The sequence below is a fragment of the Algibacter sp. genome, assembly GCF_039977455.1.
GTDB lineage: Bacteria > Bacteroidota > Bacteroidia > Flavobacteriales > Flavobacteriaceae > Algibacter_B.
Genome location: NZ_JBDWDG010000014.1, coordinates 153,723 through 175,399, shown reverse-complemented (window position 1 = coordinate 175,399; position 21,677 = coordinate 153,723). Strand labels below are relative to the sequence as shown.

General features: G+C 33.8%; 22 protein-coding genes. 13 read left to right on the top strand and 9 right to left on the bottom strand.

Translation table 11 applies throughout. The annotated features are described in order from the left end of the window. Window positions 1-10: 10 nt before the first annotated feature. From uxuA to ABJM36_RS05805, 8 genes are all read left to right on the top strand, one after another. Window positions 11-1,186 carry a mannonate dehydratase gene (gene uxuA, locus ABJM36_RS05840; RefSeq protein ID WP_348450137.1) on the top strand — a complete coding sequence of 392 codons (1,176 nt, stop codon included), beginning with the start codon at window positions 11-13 and terminating at the stop codon, window positions 1,184-1,186. Between the two features lie 22 nt (window positions 1,187-1,208). Next, on the top strand, window positions 1,209-2,051 hold the full coding sequence (gene kduI, locus ABJM36_RS05835; protein WP_348450135.1) for a 5-dehydro-4-deoxy-D-glucuronate isomerase: 843 nt from the start codon (window positions 1,209-1,211) through the stop codon (window positions 2,049-2,051). A gap of 3 nt (window positions 2,052-2,054) precedes the next feature. Next, the gene (locus ABJM36_RS05830) at window positions 2,055-2,849 is read left to right on the top strand and encodes a gluconate 5-dehydrogenase (RefSeq protein ID WP_348450133.1); all 795 of its coding nucleotides are present in this window, start codon (window positions 2,055-2,057) and stop codon (window positions 2,847-2,849) included. Between the two features lie 92 nt (window positions 2,850-2,941). After that, window positions 2,942-4,123 carry a DUF4861 family protein gene (locus ABJM36_RS05825; protein ID WP_348450131.1) on the top strand — a complete coding sequence of 394 codons (1,182 nt, stop codon included), beginning with the start codon at window positions 2,942-2,944 and terminating at the stop codon, window positions 4,121-4,123. A gap of 9 nt (window positions 4,124-4,132) precedes the next feature. Beyond that, entirely contained in the window at window positions 4,133-5,545 is a 1,413-nt protein-coding gene (gene uxaC, locus ABJM36_RS05820) for a glucuronate isomerase (protein ID WP_348450129.1), read from the top strand. Window positions 5,546-5,568: 23 nt separating this feature from the next. Further along, on the top strand, window positions 5,569-6,543 hold the full coding sequence (locus ABJM36_RS05815; RefSeq protein ID WP_348450127.1) for a TRAP transporter substrate-binding protein: 975 nt from the start codon (window positions 5,569-5,571) through the stop codon (window positions 6,541-6,543). A 2-nt stretch (window positions 6,544-6,545) separates the two neighbouring features. After that, window positions 6,546-7,037 (top strand): TRAP transporter small permease, encoded by a 492-nt coding sequence (locus ABJM36_RS05810; protein WP_348450125.1) that lies wholly within the window; start codon window positions 6,546-6,548, stop codon window positions 7,035-7,037. Between the two features lie 2 nt (window positions 7,038-7,039). Further along, complete coding sequence (locus tag ABJM36_RS05805; protein ID WP_348450123.1) at window positions 7,040-8,344, top strand: TRAP transporter large permease subunit; 1,305 nt, start codon at window positions 7,040-7,042, stop codon at window positions 8,342-8,344. A 97-nt stretch (window positions 8,345-8,441) separates the two neighbouring features. On the opposite strand, the gene ABJM36_RS05800 is transcribed toward ABJM36_RS05805, so the two are convergent. Further along, window positions 8,442-8,912: a hypothetical protein gene (locus ABJM36_RS05800; protein ID WP_348450121.1), complete on the bottom strand. Its 471-nt coding sequence runs from the start codon at window positions 8,910-8,912 to the stop codon at window positions 8,442-8,444. 160 nt (window positions 8,913-9,072) lie between these two features. Between ABJM36_RS05800 and trxB the strand changes: the two genes are divergently transcribed. Continuing rightward, window positions 9,073-10,053 carry a thioredoxin-disulfide reductase gene (trxB, locus tag ABJM36_RS05795; RefSeq protein ID WP_348450119.1) on the top strand — a complete coding sequence of 327 codons (981 nt, stop codon included), beginning with the start codon at window positions 9,073-9,075 and terminating at the stop codon, window positions 10,051-10,053. 77 nt (window positions 10,054-10,130) lie between these two features. On the opposite strand, the gene ABJM36_RS05790 is transcribed toward trxB, so the two are convergent. The 5 genes from ABJM36_RS05790 to ABJM36_RS05770 all read right to left on the bottom strand — a co-directional run bounded on the left by ABJM36_RS05790 (window position 10,131) and on the right by ABJM36_RS05770 (window position 14,800). Further along, the gene (locus ABJM36_RS05790) at window positions 10,131-10,967 is read right to left on the bottom strand and encodes a DUF2807 domain-containing protein (protein ID WP_348450117.1); all 837 of its coding nucleotides are present in this window, start codon (window positions 10,965-10,967) and stop codon (window positions 10,131-10,133) included. Window positions 10,968-11,112: 145 nt separating this feature from the next. After that, a complete protein-coding gene (locus ABJM36_RS05785) occupies window positions 11,113-11,841 on the bottom strand; it encodes a head GIN domain-containing protein (RefSeq protein WP_348450115.1) in 729 nt (242 codons plus the stop codon). Window positions 11,842-11,995: 154 nt separating this feature from the next. Beyond that, entirely contained in the window at window positions 11,996-13,783 is a 1,788-nt protein-coding gene (locus tag ABJM36_RS05780; RefSeq protein WP_348450113.1) for a PspC domain-containing protein, read from the bottom strand. Then, a complete protein-coding gene (locus tag ABJM36_RS05775; protein ID WP_092851718.1) occupies window positions 13,780-14,121 on the bottom strand; it encodes a PadR family transcriptional regulator in 342 nt (113 codons plus the stop codon). The genes ABJM36_RS05780 and ABJM36_RS05775 overlap by 4 nt, the downstream gene beginning before the upstream one ends. A 232-nt stretch (window positions 14,122-14,353) precedes the next feature. Then, window positions 14,354-14,800 (bottom strand): DUF4870 domain-containing protein, encoded by a 447-nt coding sequence (locus tag ABJM36_RS05770; RefSeq protein ID WP_348450111.1) that lies wholly within the window; start codon window positions 14,798-14,800, stop codon window positions 14,354-14,356. A 159-nt stretch (window positions 14,801-14,959) separates the two neighbouring features. Between ABJM36_RS05770 and ABJM36_RS05765 the strand changes: the two genes are divergently transcribed. The 4 genes from ABJM36_RS05765 (at window position 14,960) to ABJM36_RS05750 (ending at window position 17,598) form a co-directional block, all read left to right on the top strand. Next, a complete protein-coding gene (locus ABJM36_RS05765) occupies window positions 14,960-15,415 on the top strand; it encodes a DUF4442 domain-containing protein (protein ID WP_348450109.1) in 456 nt (151 codons plus the stop codon). A gap of 124 nt (window positions 15,416-15,539) precedes the next feature. Next, window positions 15,540-16,340, top strand: coding sequence for a TIGR00266 family protein (locus ABJM36_RS05760; protein ID WP_348450107.1), 801 nt, complete (start codon window positions 15,540-15,542; stop codon window positions 16,338-16,340). A 226-nt stretch (window positions 16,341-16,566) separates the two neighbouring features. After that, the gene (locus ABJM36_RS05755) at window positions 16,567-16,884 is read left to right on the top strand and encodes a hypothetical protein (RefSeq protein ID WP_348450105.1); all 318 of its coding nucleotides are present in this window, start codon (window positions 16,567-16,569) and stop codon (window positions 16,882-16,884) included. Window positions 16,885-17,400: 516 nt separating this feature from the next. Next, window positions 17,401-17,598 carry a hypothetical protein gene (locus ABJM36_RS05750; protein WP_348450103.1) on the top strand — a complete coding sequence of 66 codons (198 nt, stop codon included), beginning with the start codon at window positions 17,401-17,403 and terminating at the stop codon, window positions 17,596-17,598. 85 nt (window positions 17,599-17,683) lie between these two features. Here ABJM36_RS05750 and ABJM36_RS05745 read toward each other — a convergent pair whose 3' ends face one another. The 3 genes from ABJM36_RS05745 to ABJM36_RS05735 form a co-directional block, all read right to left on the bottom strand. Then, complete coding sequence (locus ABJM36_RS05745; protein WP_348450101.1) at window positions 17,684-18,703, bottom strand: cytochrome-c peroxidase; 1,020 nt, start codon at window positions 18,701-18,703, stop codon at window positions 17,684-17,686. Between the two features lie 76 nt (window positions 18,704-18,779). Further along, entirely contained in the window at window positions 18,780-19,658 is an 879-nt protein-coding gene (locus tag ABJM36_RS05740; RefSeq protein ID WP_348450099.1) for an MbnP family protein, read from the bottom strand. A gap of 30 nt (window positions 19,659-19,688) precedes the next feature. Continuing rightward, window positions 19,689-21,674: a TonB-dependent receptor gene (locus ABJM36_RS05735; protein WP_348450097.1), complete on the bottom strand. Its 1,986-nt coding sequence runs from the start codon at window positions 21,672-21,674 to the stop codon at window positions 19,689-19,691. Window positions 21,675-21,677 lie beyond the last annotated feature (3 nt).

Sequence of the window (21,677 nt, the reverse complement as noted above, 5' to 3'; positions counted from 1 at the left end):
AATTTTTTTTATGGAACAGACATGGAGATGGTACGGGCCAAATGATCCCGTATCTTTATCAGATATAAAACAAGCAGGGGCAACAGGAATTGTTTCTGCGTTACACCATATTTCTAATGGAGAAGTTTGGACAATTGAAGAAATTCAAAAAAGAAAAAGTACGATTGAAGGTGCTGGATTAACATGGAGCGTTGTTGAAAGTATTCCGGTACACGAAAACATTAAAACGCGTTGTGGTAATTTTCAAAAATATATTGAAACGTATAAGCAGAGTATAGAGAATTTGGCAAAATGCGGTATTAATATCGTTTGTTATAATTTTATGCCAGTATTAGATTGGACACGAACCGATTTAGGTTTTCAAGTAGAAGATGGATCTAAAGCTTTGCGTTTCGACGTAATTGCGTTTGCGGCCTTCGAACTTTATTTATTAAAACGACCAGGAGCCGAAAATAGTTATACCGAAGCGCAACAAAAAGCTGCAAAGACGTATATTGATAACCTTTCGGAAGCGGATAAAAAACAACTTGTTAACAATATTATAGCGGGTTTACCAGGAGCAGAGGAAGGGTATACTTTAGAGCAATTTCAAACCATTTTAGATACCTATAAGGATATTGATGCTACAGCACTACGAAATAATTTGGTGTCTTTTTTAAAAGAAATTATTCCAGTGGCCTCTAAAAACCAAGTGTTGATGTGTATTCATCCAGATGATCCACCATATCCTATATTGGGATTACCAAGAGTAGTAAGTACCGAGGCTGATTATGCACATTTATTTGAAAATGTTCCAGATCGTGCTAACGGTATTACTTTTTGCACAGGATCTTTAGGTGTAAGAGAAGATAATGATCTAGTTCAAATTTTTAAACGCTTTTCTGATAGAGCACATTTTCTACATTTAAGAAGTACTAAACGTGATGACGTAGGTAACTTTTATGAAGCCAATCATTTAGATGGCGATGTTGATATGTACAGTGTGGTAAAAGCAATTATAGAAGAAGAAAAAAGACGTAAAGCTGCAGGTTATGCAGATTTTAAAATTCCTGTTAGGCCAGATCATGGGCATCAAATGCTTGATGATTTACACAAAAAAACAAACCCAGGTTATTCCGGGATAGGCAGACTAAGAGGCTTAGCTGAACTGCGAGGTTTAGAGTATGGAATAAAACAAAGTATATAAAAAAAACAAATAGTAATTTATCATGAAAACAAGTTATGAAACGCGTTATGCGTCTAGTCCAAAAGCAGTAAAGAAGTACGATACAGAGGAGTTGAGAGAAGAGTTCTTGATTGAAAATTTAATGAAAGAAGATCAATTAGTTTTGGTTTATACACATTATGATAGATATATGGCTGGTTCTGCGGTTCCTGTTGCAGCACCAGTTGCATTGGAAACAATTGATCCTTTAAAATCATCATATTTTTTAGAAAGAAGAGAAATTGGTATTATCAATGTTGGAGGAGATGGTACGGTAGAAGTTGATGGTGAAGAATTTCAATTAACTTTAAAAGATGCGCTATATATTGGTAGCGGAAAAAAAGAAGTTATCTTTAAAAGTAATGATAAAAATAATCCAGCAAAGTTTTATTTAAACTCGGCACCAGCACACACAAGCTTTCCAACTAAAAAGGTAAGTAAAGCTGATGCTAATAAAATAGAATTAGGGTCGTTAGAGACAGCTAATCACCGTACAGTAAATCAACAAATTATTGGTGGTATAGTAGAAACTTGTCAGCTTCAAATGGGAATGACAGAGTTAAAAACAGGAAGCGTTTGGAACACCATGCCAGCACACGTACACGATCGTAGAATGGAAATTTACTATTATTTAGATATTCCTCAAGATCAGGCCGTTTGTCATTTTATGGGAGAGCCTCAAGAAACGCGTCATATCTGGATGCAAAATCATCAAGCAGTAATTTCTCCACCATGGTCAATTCATTCAGGATCAGGAACTTCAAATTATACATTTATTTGGGGAATGGCAGGAGAGAATTTAGATTATGGCGATATGGATGTTGCTAAAATAACAGAATTAAGATAAGCTATGAGTGCATCATTATTTGATATAAAAGGAAAAAATGCTTTAGTAACCGGAAGTACCCACGGTTTGGGTATGGCTATGGCCAGAGGTCTAGGTTTAGCAGGAGCAACGGTAATTGTTAACGGTAATTCTTCACAAGAAAAAATCGACAATGCTGTTGCAGAATATAAAAAAGAAGGCATAAACGCGGTTGGTTATAAATTTAACGTTGCCAATGAAGATGAGGTTATTGCAGCAGTTGCAAAAATTGAAGCTGAAGTTGGTCAAATAGATATTTTAATTAACAATGCAGGTATTATAAAACGTACGCCATTAATTGAAATGGAAGTAGCCGATTTTAAACAGGTTATCGATATCGATTTGGTAAGCCCGTTTATAGTTTCTAAACATGTTGTAAAAGGCATGATTGCTAGAAAAGAAGGTAAGGTTATTAATATTTGCTCTATGATGAGTGAATTAGGTCGAAATAGTGTTGGTGCTTATGCGGCAGCAAAAGGCGGACTAAAAATGTTAACCCAAAATATGGCAACAGAATGGGCAAAGCATAATATACAAGTTAATGGTATTGGTCCTGGGTATTTTGCAACATCGCAAACAGCTCCAATTCGTGTAGAAGGGCATCCTTTTAACGATTTTATTATAAATAGAACACCTGCAGCTAAGTGGGGAGATCCTAATGATTTAGCTGGTGCAGCCATATTTTTGTCGGCTAAAGCAAGCGATTTTGTTAACGGACATATTTTATACGTAGATGGCGGTATATTGGCAACAATAGGAAAACCATCAAACGAAGATTAGTGAATTTTGCGCATAATTCATGCTTTTTTTTATTGTTAAAAGCTGACTTATGCGCTTTACATTTTACTTGTAAAACACTTAAATTTAAACACATGAAAAACATACTATTTTGTGCTTTATTAACTGGAGCTTTTTTTACTCAAAGTTGTAAACAAGAAGCCTCGGGGCATATTTTAACTGTTAAAAATACATTGGATGTTTCACGTTCAAACGAAACGGTTGAGATTAAAAAATCAGATTTAACATTAAAGGAAGGTGAAAGCTTTGAGAAACTAGCGGTTCAAGATGCAACAACTAAAGCTATTTTAGTTTCTCAATTTGTAGATGAAGATCAAGACGGTAATGCTGATGTGCTTTTATTTCAACCAGAATTAGCAGCAAAATCTGAAAAGCAATTTAAGCTTGTATCATCTCAAGGTACTAAAGGGCAAGAAGTAACAGCGTATTGCTATTCTCGATTTGTTCCAGAAAGAACAGACGATTATGCTTGGGAAAACAACAAAGTAGCGTTTAGAACTTATGGACCAGTGGCTCAAAAAATGGTAGAAGATGGTACTAAGGGGGGAACCTTATCTAGTGGTATTGATGCGTGGTTAAAAAAGGTAGACTATCCTATTATCAATAAATGGTATGCAAAAAACCATAAATCCCCTGGAGCTTATCATTTACCTTCACCAGAAGGGTTAGATAATTTTCATGTTGGTGTAAGTCGTGGTGTTGGAGGAACAGCAGTGAAAATTGATACGACCTATTATGTTTCTAAAAACTTTACCGATTGGAAAGTTATTACAACAGGACCGATTAGAACGAGCTTTATTTTAGATTATGCAGACTGGGACGCTAATGGAAAAACGATTTCAGAAAAGAAATACATTTCATTAGATTACGGAAGTAATTTAACAAAATATGAAATTGAAGTAGCAGGTACAAACTCTATTTCTTCAGGTTTAACTTTACATGAAAATGATGGTGTACCAACAGAAAATACTGAAGCTGGATGGGTATCGTATTGGGAGCCACATGGTGATTCTGAGCTTGGTACTGCAATAGTAGTTCCTAATGGAAATATGATATCTTCAGAGTATTTTGTTACAGGTTTAACCGATCAAAGTAATTTATATGCTCAAATAAAAGTGAATCAAGGAAAAGTTGTATTCTATTCAGGATATGGATGGAAAGAAGCCAATGAATTCACTACAAAAGAATCATGGGAAAACTATGTAAAAGATTTTACCTTAAAAATTAATAATCCTTTAGAAATTTCATTGAATTAATAATTGGTTATGAGTACAACATCTTTTATTACTGAGAACTTTTTATTGCAGTCTGAAGTTGCTCAGGTGTTATTCCATGAGTATGCTAAGGATTTACCAATAATTGATTATCATAATCATTTATCTCCAAAAGAAATAGCTGAAAATTTACCTGTAAAAAATATTACTAACGCTTGGTTAAATGGCGACCATTATAAATGGCGTGGTATGCGAGCTAATGGTATCGAGGAAAGGTATATAACAGGTTCTGAAACATCGCAAAAAGAGAAATTTCTAAAATGGGCAGAAACAGTACCATATACCTTAAGAAACCCGTTGTTTCATTGGACGCATTTAGAATTAAAGCGGTATTTCGGTATCGATGATATTCTTAGCTCTAAAACGGCGGATGCCGTTTACGAAAAAGCGAATGCAATTTTAGAAAACAAAACTCCAGCACAGTTATTGCAAGATATGAAGGTTGAAGTTGTTTGTACTACAGATGATCCAACCGACGATTTAAAATACCATAAACAGATTTCTGAAAACGCTAGTATTTCTACCAAAGTGCTTCCAACTTTTAGAGCCGATGCTTTGTTTTTTATAAATACAGACAATTTTTTAAACTATTTGCAGAAACTAGAGGATAGCGCGAACATCAAAATATCTACTTTTACTGATTTTTTAAGTGCTATTGATCAGCGTATAGAATTCTTTAACACCCAAGGGTGCCGCTTATCCGATTTTGGTGTAGGTGAAGTACTAACTATGGTTGAATGCAATGAAGAAGACGTTTCGGGGGTTTTTAATAATAAATTAAAAGGAAGGGGGCTTACTCAAAATGAAGTGAATGCCTATCGTTCATTTTTATTTGTTTATTTAGGTAAAAAATACCACGAATACGATTGGATTCAGCAGTATCATTTAGGGCCAATTAGAAACAATAATTCTAGATTATTAGAGCAAGTAGGCTTAGATGCCGGTGTAGATTCTATTGGGGATTTTCCAATGGCTGAGTTTATGTCTAAATTATTTAATAAACTAAATTCTAGCGATCAATTAGCTAAAACCATTACTTATAATTTAAACCCATCACAAAACGAAGTATTTGCAACAATGATGGGGAACTTTCAAAATTCAGATGTTCCAGGGAAAATGCAATGGGGTTCTGGTTGGTGGTTCTTAGATCAAAAGGACGGCATGGAAAAACAGCTAAACACCTTATCTAACATGGGCTTACTAAGTCGTTTTGTAGGTATGTTGACGGATAGTAGAAGTTTCTTGTCCTTTCCTAGACATGAGTATTTTAGACGAATTTTATGTAACCTATTGGCCGAAGATGTTAATCAAGGGTTAGTACCAAACGATATTGAGTTTTTAGGAAAAATGGTTCAAGATATTTGTTATAATAACGCAGTAAACTACTTTAAATTTAAAAACTAAATTAAAAAAATACCACCACAATTATGATGAATAGAATTTTTTCTTGCCTATTACTGGTGTTTCTTTTTACGGGGTGTAAAGGGAATAGCGATGTGAAAGTTATGTATTTAGCGCATACTTTGCCGCAATCGCACCCTGTTCACAAAGGGATTTTAGAGTTTAAAAAAGCTTTAACAGAAAAGTCAGGAGGTAAAATGGACCTTAAGGTATTCCCTGATGGTCAATTAGGTTCCGAACGTGAGGTTCTAGAACTATTGCAAATTGGAAGTGTTGCGATTACAAAAGTGAGTGCAGCTACTTTATCTAATTTCGTACCTGAATATCATGTTTTAGGAATCCCTTATTTGTTTAGAGATAAACAACACCAATTTGATGTTTTAGAAGGTGAAGTAGGAAAATCTATTTTAGAAAAAGGAAGTAAGTTTTGGCTTAGAGGACTTTGCTATTACGATGCAGGTAGTAGAAGTTTTTATACATCCAATAAAGCTATACGAACTCCTGAAGATTTAAAAGGGCTTAAAATTAGAGTAATGAATAACCAAATGGCTATTAATATGGTGAATGCTTTAGGAGGTTCTGCAACACCAATGGCCTATGGCGAACTCTATACAGCTATTCAACAAGGAGTTGTAGATGGTGCGGAAAATAATCCGCCTTCTTTTGTGTCTTCAAATCATTACGAGGTTAGTAAATATTATACTTTAGATCAGCACTCATCAGTTCCAGATGTTTTACTAATTGGCACTAAATATTGGGAAGGTTTGTCTGAACAAGAAAAAGTTTGGGTACAAGAGGCCGCAGACATTTCAACTCAAGCTCAAAAGAAATTTTGGAGTGATTCTGTAGAGGAATCTATGGCTATAGCAAAAGCGGCCGGAGTAGAAATTATTATACCAGAAAAGTCGTTATTTCAAGAAAAATCAAAATCGGTTTTAGAAGCCTTTCAAAAAGAGCACCCAGAAATGAATGATATTATCAATAAAATAAAAAATCAATAATTATGAAAACAGCAGATGTTCTTTTTAATAAAGTGTGTAGAACTATGGAAATTATCCTGGTTGCTATTTTTGGATTGTTGGTTGTAGATGTATTAGGGCAAGTGTTTTCAAGGTATGTGTTAAATACATCCTTTGCCTTTACAGAGGAACTTGCAAGGTTCTCGTTAATATGGTTATCCATTTTAGGAGCAGCCTATCTTAATGCTAAAAGACAGCATTTATCAATGGATTTTCTTTATCAAAAATTCTCGGAGGGTGGGCGAAAAAAAGCTTTGTATTTTATAGAAGTTTGTATCTTTTTATTTGCATTAATTGTTATGGTAATTGGTGGGTTTAATCTAGTCTATACCACGTTACACCTGGGGCAGTTATCAGGAACGTTAAGAATTCCCTTAGGCTATATTTATGCCATTTTACCAGTAAGCGGTTTGCTTATAATGTGGTTTTCAGTCTATCACATCACAAAAATTAATGCTAACAAAATAACCGATTAAACATGAGTATAGAAGTAATAAGTATCATCGTTTTATTTGCAAGTTTTTTTATATTATTAATGTTAAAAGTGCCAGTTGCTTATAGTATTGGTATCTCTACCACATTAAGTTTGTTACTTAATATCGATAACCTGCCAGGATTAACAACCATTGCACAGCGCATGACAACTGGGATAGATAGTTTTGCACTATTGGCCATACCGTTTTTTGTTTTGGCTGGTGAAATTATGAAGCGTGGTGGAATTGCTAACCGCCTTATCAATTTTGCTAAATCTTTAGTCGCTAGTTTACCAGGAGGTTTGGCTTATGTAAATGTGCTAGCATCTATGTTGTTTGGGGCTATTTCAGGATCTGCAATTGCAGCAACATCTGCCATTGGAAGTATTATGACAGACAGAATGGAAGATGAAGGCTACCCCAGAGAATTTAGTGCGTCGGTTAATATTACCTCGGCAACAACAGGTTTATTAATTCCGCCTAGTAATATATTAATTGTTTACGCCCTTGCCAGTGGCGGCACAGCATCGGTAGCGGCTTTATTTATTGCTGGATATTTACCTGGTATTTTGTTAGGAGTAGCTATAATGGCATATATTGCTTTTGTTGCTATATCTCGAAAGTTTGCTAAAGGAAGTCGTGCGCCTTTATCATTAATATGGACTTATTTTAGAAAGGCCTTTTTTAGCCTTTTATTATTGGTTATTGTTGTAGGTGGTATTGTTGCAGGAATTTTTACAGCAACCGAAGCTTCTGCTATTGCCGTGTTATATGCTGCAGTTTTAGCCTTAGTTTATGGCGATGTAAGTACAAAAGATTTTCCTGATATATTACTTACAAGTGCTAAAACAACGGCAGTGGTTATGTTTTTAATTTGTACATCTATGGCTATGTCTTGGTTGTTTTCTTTTGAGGGTATTCCAGAACTTATAAGTAGCTTTTTATTAGAGCAATTCAGTAATAAAATAGTCATATTTTTAGTAATTAATATCGTATTATTAATAATTGGAACCTTTATGGATATGACGCCAGCGGTACTTATTTTTACTCCTATTTTCTTACCTGTAGTGGTGGCATTAGGTATGGACCCTGTGCATTTTGGTATTGTATTGGTATTAAACTTATGTATTGGTTTATGTACGCCTCCGGTTGGAACAATACTTTTTGTAGGTAGTGGTGTCGCCAATGTATCGGTAACTCAAGTTGTAAAGCCGTTACTGCCATTTTTACTTATTATGGTAATAGTATTGTTGCTAATTACTTATATTCCAGCAATATCAATGTATTTACCTAGGTTGTTTGATTTATAAAAGCCATTGTGCTTTATTTTAAATAATATAATAGGGACTATAAAATAATTATGGTCCCTATTTCTTTTTTAACGGTAATGGGTTTTATAAAGTTAATTTATTCCAATCGAATATAATTTTCAGAAAAAATAGGATGCCCTAAACTATCAATTTCGGTTTGGCTAAATTTATTTTCACCAATAGTAACATTAAAACTAAATTCAGTTCTGTCCTTTATTACTTCATTCATTGATTTAGAGCCGTATTCTAAAATTTCAGTTAATACACCATTGTCAATGGTATACTCGCCATAAGCAAACCAGTCAATGGTATCGAAAATTCTAGTTCTGCTCCACATCACTTTTGTTTTTGAATACATTTTTATTTGTTTATTGGTCTCAGAGGTTAATATGGTGTCTGGTATTCCGTTTTCACCGTAGTTAATAAAACTTACTAGTTTCCAAGCGCCTTCTAAACTATTAATATCATTAACAGCCATAGTAGGCATTTTTTCTGCGGTATCAACTTTAGGTTTGTTGTTACAAGAATATAATAGAATAATACAAATAAATAATGTGAGCTTTTTCATTGTCTTAAGTGTTAGAAGGTTATGTTACTAAAGTTACGAAAAAAACAAATAGGAAACTTTTTATAATTTAGTGTTATCTTATTATAGAAACTGTTGATAACTTAAGTGTAAGGTTTCAATCAAAAATTCTACTTTTGTACTACTAAAATTAATAGGAATTATGTCTGATACAATAGAAAAAGTTAAATGCCTAATTATAGGTTCGGGACCAGCAGGTTATACAGCCGCTATTTATGCTGCTAGAGCAAATATGAGCCCTGTTTTATATCAAGGTACGCAACCAGGAGGACAATTAACAACTACTAATGAGGTTGAAAACTTTCCGGGTTACCCAGAAGGTGTTACAGGTCCAGAAATGATGATGCAATTACAAGCGCAAGCACAACGTTTTGAAGCTGATATTCGCGATGGCTGGATTACAAAAGTGGATTTTTCTGGTGATGTTCATAAGGTTTGGGTTAATGAGGAGAAGGAAATACACTGTGATACTGTAATTATTTCTACTGGAGCATCTGCTAAATATTTAGGGTTAGATTCAGAACAGAAATATTTAAAATTAGGTGGTGGTGTTTCGGCATGTGCTGTTTGTGATGGTTTCTTTTACAGAAACCAAGAGGTGGTTATAGTTGGTGCTGGCGATTCTGCATGCGAAGAGGCTCACTATTTATCTAAGCTTTGTAAAAAGGTAACCATGTTGGTACGTAGAGATGAGTTTAGAGCCTCAAAAATTATGGCTACTCGGGTTAAAAACACCGAAAATATTGAGATTTTGTTTAATACTGAAACTGATGAAGTTTTGGGTGATGGGCAAGTAGTTACTGGTGTTCGCGTTATTAATAATAAAACGAATGAGAAACACGAGATTGAAGCTACTGGATTTTTTGTAGCTATTGGCCACAAACCTAATACAGATATCTTTAAAGGCTTTTTAGAGTTAGATGAAACTGGATATATTATAAATACTCCAGGAACATCTAAAACTAATATAGAAGGTGTTTTTGTGTCTGGTGATGCAGCAGATCACGTGTATAGACAAGCCGTTACAGCAGCTGGTACAGGTTGTATGGCAGCCTTAGATGCAGAACGTTATTTAGCCGCTAAGGATGCAACATTTGAAGTGTCTACGTCCTCTTATAATTAATAAGATTTATAATTATAAAAAAAAAGCCAAGGTCCATGACTTTGGCTTTTTTTTGTTTTAAGAATAAACTGAAAAAATCATTTAACCTTCTTTTGTAATTTTGAAGTATCTGCTAGTTTGTTAATAACAATCTTAGGATTCTGATAAAGATAAATAGAACTAGCTCCAGAGGCTTCAATGGTAATATTGTCTAAAACTTCAAGGTATGCATCGCTACTTATATTACAAATTACGTCACAAGTATTAATTGTAAAGTTTTTTCCATTAAATTCTGTGTGGTTATCTAATTCGGCCTTAACCGTTTTACTTGAACCTTCAACATTAACTGTAGCTCGTTGAAACAAGTTGGCCGAAAAGACAGACGTATTAATTAATGCGTCAATTTTGCTGTTACCGCTCATGGAAATTAAACAGGTTTCGCTAGTTAAATTTAGCTTTACTTTAGATTTATCATCCGTGTCAATAGTAAACATTTTGGATTCGATGGTTAGTCCTGCCTTAGATGATCCTCTAGTTTTTAAAGATCCATTTTCTATATCCATTGTAGATAACGATAATATTTCGGCATTATCAGTTGTCTCAATGTGTTTTAATGCATCATTGTAGGTTACTTTAATATTTAGCTTCTTTTTTGATGTAATTCTTGCCTTTTTATTAAAGGTAAGTACACTATCAATTACTTGAAATTGTATAAAATCATGTAGATTCTCATCCGTTTCAACTTCAACAAAAGGGTTGATATCATAAATTATTTCTACTTCAAAATCTTCATCTAATAAAATAGTGTGAAAAGATTCAATATTTGTTTGTTGTATAGTAACAGTTCTATTGCCCTTAACCTTCTCGGTACTTTGTCCTGAACATAAGGTTATGACCAGTAAACTAAAAAAAAATATGAAGAGAGATTTTTTCATTTGCAAACGAATTAATGGTTGTTAGTGGTATACGTTATATATAAGACCATAATACATGAAATAAGTCACTAACAAATATAGAACAAAAACCACCTCTATCCTTCAATATGGATTGAAATGGTTTAATAGTCAGTTGGTTTGATAGTTATTGTTGTTTTATACTGCCTGCCGAACTATCACTTTTATCTACAGTTTTAGGGTTACCGTAATATTTTACGTCGCCACCGCTAGTAGCTCTGGCTGTTAATTCTTTTGAGGTATTAACAGTTATATCTGCACCGCTAGTTGCTTTTACTTCACTCGATTCTGCCATTAAATCGGCTGCTTTAATGTCGCTGCCGCTTGTAGCTTCAGCATTCAATTTTATAGTTTTACCTGAGAGTTTTAAGTCACTGCCACTTGTTGATTTACAATTTAAAAACGATGTATTTACATCAAGTGTCATATCACTTCCACTGGTCGATTTTAAATCTAAACGCTCAACGCTAATGGTGTTTGTAGAATAGACATCACTACCACTTGTAGATGTAATACTCGATATATCTTTAAAGCTAACATGTACTTTTTTTGCTTTAGCTTTACCAATGGTTTCTTTGGTATGTATTTTTAAAACTCCATTTTCAACTTCGGTTATAATGATGTCGTGTAAGTTTGTGTCGGCTTCAACCCTTATGCTTTCAGTGTCGCTTTGTGTTAAGTAAACGTCCAAACCTTCGGTAGCTTTAATGGCTGTAAAAGATTCAGAAATGTTCCGGTCTTGAGTTGTAATATTGCCGTTTCCTCGAACGCCAGAGTTGTAATTTATATCGAAATTACAGGAAACAAGCATTAAGCTTAATACAGTGGCAACAATGAATTTAATTAGTGTGGTCATGACGATTCGTTTTTTGATTGATGATTAATTTATTGTTTAAATATCCTTTGAAATAGGGGGAGTTAAAAACTTAAATATCTGAAATGTCGATTTTTATTGATGAATTGTTAGTTGAATTAATCCCGACATTATATCGGGATCTTTATAGTATTATTTAATCTTCTGTGTCTATTTCAACCCCTTCAGAATTAATGTTGAGGTTTACTTCTTCAGATTCAGCCTTAATGCCATTTTTATCTATTTTTAAATGGCCTTCATTTGAGTGAATTTCGATGCCTTCGTCATTAATTTTAACGCGAGGCGTGTTCACTTTAATTTTAATATTTTCCTTTGGGCAATCTAAACATGTAGCATCTTCATATATAATTTTCATATAGTGGTTTGTATCATCTCTTGAGATTATATTTCCATTATATGTTCGATAATTTAAGTGCCCTTTTGCGCTATTATTAAAATAGGCCACCGTATTTTCAGGTAAATAAAGAACAACATCAACCTCTTGGTCGCTAAATTTATTATCTGGATGCGTGGTCAAATAAGAATCCAGTAATAAGGTGTTGTTTTTAAAACCGAAATTATAATTAATGTTTTTTGCACGTTCAATAGCACTATCATAATCTCTACCATCGGCACTTTTTCTAATAGCTACTCTAGCAACCGAATCTGTTGTCGATTTTACAATAATATCAATATCGGCAGAGTATAACACTTTATCTCCATTATCGTTATAGGCTAATTTAAAATTATCATGTCTGCCATAATCCGAGTTAAAATTATCATTGTTTACCATTTTAATACTAAGCGTATCGGTTGCAGTAATAGGGAGTTCGGTTTTTTCGGTATAACTTTCCTCGTATGCATGTTCGCTAGCTTGTCTTACACCAAAAATAATTAGCGCTATAATGGAGATAATCCATAAACCAAGTAAAGCGAATTTAGCAAGGTTACCAATCGATTTAAGGTTGTTTATTAAAATCTTTAAACCTAAATAGAATAAGAAAAAGAAAGGAATGCCAACAGCAAAAAAAGCAAATAAAGACACCAACCAAATTGGGGTTTCGCCTGTATTAGCAATTTCTACAAGGTCTAAGCCTGGTATGTGAATTACATCGGCAATACCTACAGAAAATAAAGCTACAATAAGCGCAATTAACGTTGCAGCACTAGCTATAATTAGTAACACTCCAATAAACTTTGAAAACACCTTAAAGAAGAACAAAATAATATCTCCAATGGTTTCAAAAAAAGATCGAGACGACGATTTTATAGAATTCCCCGTTTTCTTAACATCTATATTTTTAGCCGCGTTAGATACCGAGTCCGATACATTTTTTGCAACATCACCAACGGTTTCGGTTACCGTTTCAAAGCCGTCTTTAATTTTTTTTTCAATGTTACTAATGTTAACAGGTTCGCCCGTCATCATAATTTTTTCGGCGGTTGTTTTTGCTTCTGGAACTAAAATCCAAAGTAAAATGTAAAGTAATATACCGGTACCCGCACCAAAAATTAAAAGTATCCATGCCAATCGAATCCATATAGCATCAATACCAAAATAATGCGATAATCCAGAAGATACGCCACCAACATAAGAGTTGTCTGTATCTCTAAAAAGCTTTCTAGATGTGGCCGATTTTGCTCTGTAATTCGACTGTGGCTCATCTTCAAAAATCTCGTCGTCTACTAAGTAATCCTCGGGTTGTCCCATTACCGAGATAACTTCATCCACCTCGGCAATTCTAATAACCTGTTTATCGTTTTGCACGCGCTCATTAAAAAGTTCTGCAATACGCGCTTCAATATCGGCTATAATTTCAGATCGCCCTTGCGAGTCTGTAAACGAACGTTTTATAGCCTCCAGATAGCGTTGCAATTTTAAGTACGCATCCTCATCTATATGAAAAAATATACCTGCTAAATTTATGTTGACTGTTTTATTCATTTCTTTGGTGTTTTTTGGCTTGTTACTATAGTTACTGCGTTGTGTAATTCACTCCAAGTGGTATCTAATTCCTTTAAAAATAATTTTCCGGTTTCGGTTAAACCGTAATACTTTCTTGGTGGTCCAGAGGTCGACTCTTCCCATCTGTAATTTAAAAGTCCTGCGTTTTTAAGTCGGGTAAGCAAAGGGTAAATGGTTCCTTCAACCACCAGCAACTTGGCATCTTTTAAGGTGCTCAGAATTTCTGCTACATAAGCATCATCGTCTTTCAAGACTGATAGTATGCAGAATTCCAAAACTCCTTTACGCATTTGTGCTTTTGTGTTTTCTATCTTCATGTTCTAAAGCGTTTTAATGTTGTGAAACTGTTCATTTTTTGATTGATTTTATTGATGATTATTGATGAAATTTTATTTTGTCACTTCAGATGATTCTGATTTTTAATGGAATTGTATCGAGAATTAGGGCGGCTGTCTGCCTGCCGGCAGGTTACAACAAGGGGAGGGCTTTCCAATGCAATCCCTAAAGCGGGTTTATTCGCCATTCATATTTTTTTTATATCCCATTTATTTACTTTAAAAAATTAATTGTAAACGGGTATTTATAAACCTCACCATCTCTAGCCTTTAAACTAGCCACAACTATTAAGGCTAATTCAATTATAAACCCAATTACAGCAAGCGCTCCTAAAGCACCACCAATGTAAAGTAGGGGCGAAGGTTTGCCAATACTAATACGGAAACTCTCAAAAGCATTAAAATCAATAAAGTCTATACCGCTAAAAATTTTAAAAACAAAAAACGGAATCGTTATGGTCCCTAAAATAATAGCGTATAAAAACACACTTAACTGAAAATTAATAACCTGTTTTCCGTTTCTATCTATAAATTCTGATTTGTCCTTATTCACACTCCATAAAAGAATAGGGCCAATAAAATTCCCAAACGGAATAAAGAACCTACTAAACGTAGATAAATGAATAAAGGTGGCAATGTTTTTTTGATGATTGTCTAACATGATTTTGTTCGAGTTATTTAAAACATATAATAGTTGTTTATGCAAATATATGTCTAAAAGAAGGTACTTTGTTACGCATAGTACTAAAAATTAACATAAAATTAACATTTAGGAATGTGAATTATTTTCATAACTTAGTGAAAAATTAAAACTTATAGCATGGCGTTAACACCTAGTAAATTAAATACTTACACGATGTTTAAGCTTCCTTCGGCATACCTTTGTGGCGTTAGAACTAAACATATCGATTCAGAAAAATGTATAGTAGGTGTTAAATTTAAATGGATAAACCAAAACCCATTTAAGTCTATGTTTTGGGCAGTACAAGGTATGGCAGCAGAGTTTTCAACAGGCGCTTTAATGATAAGTAAGATTCAAGACTCCGGTAAACGGGTGTCTATGTTGGTAACCTCGAACAAAGCTACATTTACTAAAAAAGCTTTGGGTAAAATAATATTTACTTGTATAGATGGAAAGGCGGTAGACGATGTGCTTAAAAAAGCTATTGAAACAGGCGAAGGACAAACCCTTTGGATGGAATCGGTAGGCGTAAATGAACAAGGTGTTGTGGTATCTACCTTTGGTTTTGAGTGGAGTGTTAAGGTAAAGAGTTAAGAGTTAAGTTGTTTGTTGTAAAACCGTTTAGATGATTTACAACTTAACAAAAAACAAAAAAACAAAAATGTAACAAAACCCAAAACAAATCAACATATAAACGAATCAACAAAAAATTAAAAAAATGACATCACACGAAATAGACTATCGTATTTACGGCGAAGAAATGCAATACGTAGAAATTGAACTTGATCCACAAGAAGGCGTTGTAGCCGAAGCCGGAAGTTTTATGATGATGGACGATGGCATTAAAATGGAAACCATTTTTGGCGATGGCTCGCAAAATGATACCGGTTTTTTAGGAAAAATATTAGGGGCAGGAAAACGAATTTTAACAGGTGAAAGTTTGTTTATGACGGCTTTTTATAACGATTTAGTAGGCAAACGTAACGTTTCCTTTGCATCACCCTATCCAGGAAAAATTATTCCAATCGATTTATCACGTTTTGGCGGTAAATTTATATGTCAAAAAGATGCCTTTTTATGTGCAGCAAAAGGCGTAAGCGTAGGTATTGAGTTTTCTAAAAAATTGGGCCGTGGCTTATTTGGTGGCGAAGGCTTTATAATGCAAAAACTAGAAGGCGATGGTATGGCATTTGTGCATGCTGGAGGTACCATGGCTATGAAAGAACTTAAAGTTGGCGAAACGTTACGAGTAGACACAGGCTGCATTGTTGGTTTCGATCAAACTGTAGATTATGATATCGAATTTGTAGGCGGTATTAAAAACACGGTTTTTGGAGGCGAAGGCTTATTTTTTGCCAAATTACAAGGGCCTGGAACTGTTTATATACAATCTTTACCATTTAGTAGGTTGGCAGGTCGTGTGCTAGCATGCGCTCCAAGAGGTGGAGGAAAAGATAAAGGTGAAGGTAGTATTTTAGGTGGAATAGGCGATTTATTGGATGGGGATAACCGGTTTTAAATTATAATTATAAATTTTTATAAAAGGCTGTATTGTTTGATACAGCTTTTTTTTTAGCATGAGTTATTTAACGACGACTCTAAAACCCTAATTTCTGTGGAATTTTAAATGCTTAGATAAACCATTAATTTTATTTGTTTTTCTAATAACCTTGGGCTTGTTTCTCAAAATGAGCATGAAGGGATATATTTAAAATATATAGATTCTGCAAACAATGCGTTAGACAATGATCAAAAAAAAAGCCGCCGTATTTTTAGATTCAATTCCACTGCCTTTAAGTGAAAACATTAAAGGACACCTTTCCTGTTTTTATGAAATTAAAGTATTAATAAATGATAAAAACCAGGAAACGGCTAAACTTTATCAAAATAGCAAATTAGCTTTAAAATATGCCGAAAATGACAAGAATTATGAAATAGTAGGTTGGGCTTCATTTGAACTTTTCTATAATTCATTCTTTGTAAAAAAGACTCAAGTGTGTATAAATACTTGGAAAACGCTCAAAAGTATTACAAGCTTGGTAATAACATTGGTCAAAAAGTAGCTTCATGAAAAATTGATCGTAATAACCAATTATCGACTTAAAAAAATAATGCAAGTGGGTTTTATTTTATAAAAGTGAAAAGCCAAAATAAAGTGTATAGTCAGAAAATAATAATTGAATAGATAATAAGGCGTATAAACTTAGGTTTGCGTTTTGAAAATTATTTGATTGATTAAATTTTAAAGAATATTTAAATTTAGTTAAAACTCTTGGAATACCTTGTGTTGTGGTAGTTGGTTGATCGAAAACAGTTTTAGTTAATTAATCTTGTGTAGTGTACTATGCAAGATTTTTTAATGGAGTTATTAATGGAATAATATTCAAATGAGGGCTTTAATAAAGGTAGATTAGCGTTTGTTTTAAAGGTTTGTTAAGGAACCATAATAAGTTAAGTGTGTTAATTTTCCTTAAATTTATTAAAATTGAGTATTTTTTCACTAAATTTAAGCATGAAATAAGAAAAGGCCTATAAAACAAATTTACTTTTTTATTAAAACCTAAAACCCTGTAAAATTCATGGCAAGAGCAATGCTAGATTACACAAAAACTATACTTAATAAAGTTAGTTTTGACACATCGTTGTTTTGCAAAGAAGTACAAAAGGCATTAAATAGATTGCTGCCTTATGAGATTGAGGAGCTTAAAATTTATATTCATTCTCTTGTATTGCAAAATCCGAATTTAAATCAATGTTTAATTTATTTAAAAACATAAAACAAAAAGCGACTCTAGAGTCGCTTTTTGCATTAAATAAGTAGGTACGTTGAAGAGTTTTCAACGCAAGTTCTGGGATTATTACTTATTGCCCAATAAAATCAGTATCACTTAGTGTTTTCATAAATGAAATAAGATGGGTTTTTTCCGCTTCAGTAAGTGAAATTTTATTTCCATTATCTTTTAAAATAGGGTCTAAGTTTTCAGCTTCTATAACGCCGTTATCTAAATAATCTAGTACTTCTTTTAAAGTCTCAAATTGTCCAAAACTACCATAGGGCGCTGTGTATTCAATATTTCGTAATGAGGGTACACGAAAACGTAAATAATCATCTGCTTCTCTAGTAACTCGCGATCGGCCAGCTTCTTCGCTATCAGGATTTATTGGAAAGCCAATGTTTCTAAAACTTTGATCGGTAAATAACTCGGTACTGTGGCAGCTTATACATTTATCTTTAAAAATTTGATAACCTTGGGTTTCACTTAAGGTAAAAGTTGTACCTTCTTCTCGTATTACTTTGTCGTATTTGCTATTTGCAGAAATTAAAGTGTATTCAAACTGTGCAATGCTGTTAAAAATTCTATCATTGGTAACAGTTTCATCTCCAAAAGCTTTATTAAATAATTCAATATACTCTTGATCGTTTTTAATTTTACCAATAACTTCTAAAATGGAGGAATCCATTTCTTCGTGCGTTATAATAGGCACTAATGGTTGGTTTTCTAAAACTAATGTATTGCCATCCCAGTTATAAAATTGCATAAATGCCATATTTTGAATGGGTGGTGTATTACGTAACCCGATTCTGCCTTCAATACCTATGGCTCTTGTTAGGTTATCTGTAAAGGCATTTGCTTGTATGTGACAACTAGCACACGCAATGGTATTATCTGCACTTAGTCTTTTGTCGTTAAATAATTTTTTTCCGAGCTCTACACCATATTTTGTAGGTGCATTAGTTATTGCGGTAATATTTAAATCGGGAAAACCTTCCGGAATGTTTAGCACTATTTCTGGATTTTCATAAGAAATGGGTTGGTAATCATCATTACTACAAGATGCAAATAATAATAAAACATACATATTTCTTATAAAGTTTTTCATTTGGTAAACGCTTTTTAGAGCTATTAATAATAGCTTCAGCTCGATTTAATTGTCAAGCTGAAGCTGTATTTTAAATTTAATTTTCTACGTTCGTAATTGAGAACATACCTGTAGTATTAGTGTCTCCAGTTCCACCAATGTTGTCAACAAACTTCATCATTTCTGTTGCAGTATGTGCACTTGGTGTTGCGTTGTTAGAAATGTTTTCTGTTGTTACTAAAGTAATAGTATGCGTATCTCCGCTTAAAAATTTATTAAAATCGGCTTTAATAACAATTTTAGGCGCGCTATGACCTACAATTGCCATGGTTGGAAGGTTTAATGTAATATCTCTATACGCATCAACACCTTGAATAAAACTTTCGCCTGTAGTATCATCTGGATCTTCATCAATTGTGCTACCAGAGTGGAAAGACAATGTTTTATTATCGGTATCGTAAAAACCTTCAATTTTAGTAAAACGGTATCCAGTTCCCCATTCCCAGTGCATTTGCGTGTCGTTCTCACCAGCTGCTGCATAAAAGTTAGGGAAACTAACTTCATCTAGTGTGTTTAATGATGTTTTAACGCCTAAGCCAAATTTTATTTGACTATAATCAGCAGTTGGAATATCATTTAAAACGTATTTTAACGTTTCTGTTTTTGCTTGGTTTACTACGGTAGCACCGTTATCTAAATCGTTAACGTTATATGGAATTTCGGTACCATCTTCTTTAATGAGGCGGATGTTACTAATCACATATTTTAATTCTTCAAAGTGGTGTACTTGTCCTTCGGCAGAAGTGTTTCTAGTAGCTTCTGTCGAAGTGGCGTTGCCAAGTACTATAGTTTCATTTCCAAAGGTATTATTAAACTCTAAGGTTACATTGTTAGCTACTAGAGCATTATCATTACTACAAGAAATGATTGCTAATGCGCTAAAAGATAATAATAGGTACTTTTTAAAATTTTTCATTTTTATTTTGTTTGTTGTTATTTTTTTTGATTAAAAGTTTATTTTTAAAGACGTAAATATGTTACGTCCCATTCTAGGGATATTTCCCCAATCGGCATAGGTGCTGTAGTACTCGTTTAAAATATTTTCTGCACCTACTTGGAATACCGTTTTGTAATCTTCTATATAGAAGGTGTAATTTGCGGAGGCATTCCAATTATTGTAAGATGGTGTTTGGTCTTCTCCATATTCCGGACTGTAATTAATTTGCTTGTAATCGCCATTAAGGGACGTTGAAAATCCAAATGTTTGGTGAGAATAATGCAAAGACGTTTGGTAACTTAGCGGGCGTATAAACGGTAAATTATTTTTATTATCATCTAATCCTCGTGCATAGGTAAGCGTACCTTTCCAGTGTAAGCCCTTTAAAACAGTGTAGTTACCATTCAATGAAAAGTTAAATAGGGTAGCATTGTCTAAAGATGTATAACCTTTAACACCAACCGATTGATAGTTCATTGGACTTCCGGCACTTAAAATTCTTCCTATAATATAATCTTGTATATAGAAGTAATTTGCCTTAGCCAAAATGCTACCTTTTTTAGTTTTATAACCTGCAGTGGCATTAATCTCATAAGAAACCTCGTTTTTTAAATCTGGATTACCAATGTAGTCATAACGGTCAAAACTGTTATAAATATAATAGCCATAACCTTCTGAAACCGAAGGAGCTCTGTGCCCATAGCCACCACCAACTGAAAAATTAAATTGGCTGATGTTTAAGTTGTAACCTGCATGTAAACTTGGTAAAAACCTAGTTTTTTCTTGCGATGCACCTGGATGAAAAATTCTGTTAAACTCAATATATTTAGAATAGTTGTAATTAACACCTAAAGCGCCTCCAAAATTAAACTGACTTTTTTCGGAGATATCGTAAGAGTTACTTGTTGAAAGTCCAGCGTATTGTGTGGTAACCCAGGGCCAACTAAAAGCAAACATGGTACGTTCGCTACGGTCTTGTGGGTACATACGCATTTCTGCTATGGATAAATTATCATAAGCATTTAGTTGTATTTCTGAAGCAAACTTTTCCTTTTTAAGATTAATTTTAGAAACCAAACCGTAGGTTGTACTCCAACCAGGCATATCCATATGTACTAAGTTTTCTGGACGTGTGGTATCATCCATATAATGTTCTACTGCATTAAAGTATAATTTAGTATCCCATACTTTGATTACGCCTTTTTCAAAAAATTGTTTGTATGCTATAGATGTAATAAGTGCTCTAGATAAGGATAAATCCATAGGTAGTGCAGGGAAGCCAACATCTGTTGCTTTATCGAAAATGGCATCAACACGTAACGATGATAAATCACTTGTTTTGTACGCTAAGCCCAATGATGAATTGAATTTATCGTACTGCGAGTGGTTAACTTCATCGTTATTTCCATCAGAATAATTTTCTGCTTTTCTATACGATATGCTGCCTTCTGCCACTAGTCTTTCTCCTGAATATGACGCATTACCAAGGTTAAAGAATTGGTTGTTATTAAATTCAAAACCAGTTTGGTAGGCTGCATTCCATTTTCTACTAAGGCCAAACGATGTGCTTTTTCTTTTTAAATCGATACTTCCAGCAACAGTTGCACCATTTAGGCCTCCTGCTTGTCCAGATTGAATATCAATTTCCGCAAGATTATTACTTTCAATATACGATGTAACAGGGTCCATTTTATCTGTACAAGCTCCAAACACATGCATGCCATCAATAGTAATAATAGAACGCTCTGTACTCATATTGTTAAGTAAAGGTTCCCAGGCGTAAGCCCCACGTTTTATAAAGCTAATATTATCAGACGAGGCTAAAAACTCATCAACAGAAACCGCCATTTTCATTTCGGTTTCAATTTTCTTTTTCTTAGCCGCAATAATCACAATTTCATCCAATTGTACGTCCACACTATCCTGTTGCATTTGTAAGTTTTGAGCGCTCACAAATGTGCCAAACAAAAGTATTAGTAATGTAAATCCTTTCATTTT

Bases quoted from the DNA above. Each gene is read 5' to 3' on its own strand.
- uxuA (WP_348450137.1), top strand. From the start codon at position 11: ATGGAACAGACATGGAGATGGTACGGGCCAAATGATCCCGTATCTTTA.
- kduI (WP_348450135.1), top strand. From the start codon at position 1,209: ATGAAAACAAGTTATGAAACGCGTTATGCGTCTAGTCCAAAAGCAGTA.
- ABJM36_RS05830 (WP_348450133.1), top strand. From the start codon at position 2,055: ATGAGTGCATCATTATTTGATATAAAAGGAAAAAATGCTTTAGTAACC.
- ABJM36_RS05825 (WP_348450131.1), top strand. From the start codon at position 2,942: ATGAAAAACATACTATTTTGTGCTTTATTAACTGGAGCTTTTTTTACT.
- uxaC (WP_348450129.1), top strand. From the start codon at position 4,133: ATGAGTACAACATCTTTTATTACTGAGAACTTTTTATTGCAGTCTGAA.
- ABJM36_RS05815 (WP_348450127.1), top strand. From the start codon at position 5,569: ATGATGAATAGAATTTTTTCTTGCCTATTACTGGTGTTTCTTTTTACG.
- ABJM36_RS05810 (WP_348450125.1), top strand. From the start codon at position 6,546: ATGAAAACAGCAGATGTTCTTTTTAATAAAGTGTGTAGAACTATGGAA.
- ABJM36_RS05805 (WP_348450123.1), top strand. From the start codon at position 7,040: ATGAGTATAGAAGTAATAAGTATCATCGTTTTATTTGCAAGTTTTTTT.
- ABJM36_RS05800 (WP_348450121.1), bottom strand. From the start codon at position 8,912: ATGAAAAAGCTCACATTATTTATTTGTATTATTCTATTATATTCTTGT.
- trxB (WP_348450119.1), top strand. From the start codon at position 9,073: ATGTCTGATACAATAGAAAAAGTTAAATGCCTAATTATAGGTTCGGGA.
- ABJM36_RS05790 (WP_348450117.1), bottom strand. From the start codon at position 10,967: ATGAAAAAATCTCTCTTCATATTTTTTTTTAGTTTACTGGTCATAACC.
- ABJM36_RS05785 (WP_348450115.1), bottom strand. From the start codon at position 11,841: ATGACCACACTAATTAAATTCATTGTTGCCACTGTATTAAGCTTAATG.
- ABJM36_RS05780 (WP_348450113.1), bottom strand. From the start codon at position 13,783: ATGAATAAAACAGTCAACATAAATTTAGCAGGTATATTTTTTCATATA.
- ABJM36_RS05775 (WP_092851718.1), bottom strand. From the start codon at position 14,121: ATGAAGATAGAAAACACAAAAGCACAAATGCGTAAAGGAGTTTTGGAA.
- ABJM36_RS05770 (WP_348450111.1), bottom strand. From the start codon at position 14,800: ATGTTAGACAATCATCAAAAAAACATTGCCACCTTTATTCATTTATCT.
- ABJM36_RS05765 (WP_348450109.1), top strand. From the start codon at position 14,960: ATGGCGTTAACACCTAGTAAATTAAATACTTACACGATGTTTAAGCTT.
- ABJM36_RS05760 (WP_348450107.1), top strand. From the start codon at position 15,540: ATGACATCACACGAAATAGACTATCGTATTTACGGCGAAGAAATGCAA.
- ABJM36_RS05755 (WP_348450105.1), top strand. From the start codon at position 16,567: ATGATCAAAAAAAAAGCCGCCGTATTTTTAGATTCAATTCCACTGCCT.
- ABJM36_RS05750 (WP_348450103.1), top strand. From the start codon at position 17,401: ATGGCAAGAGCAATGCTAGATTACACAAAAACTATACTTAATAAAGTT.
- ABJM36_RS05745 (WP_348450101.1), bottom strand. From the start codon at position 18,703: ATGAAAAACTTTATAAGAAATATGTATGTTTTATTATTATTTGCATCT.
- ABJM36_RS05740 (WP_348450099.1), bottom strand. From the start codon at position 19,658: ATGAAAAATTTTAAAAAGTACCTATTATTATCTTTTAGCGCATTAGCA.
- ABJM36_RS05735 (WP_348450097.1), bottom strand. From the start codon at position 21,674: ATGAAAGGATTTACATTACTAATACTTTTGTTTGGCACATTTGTGAGC.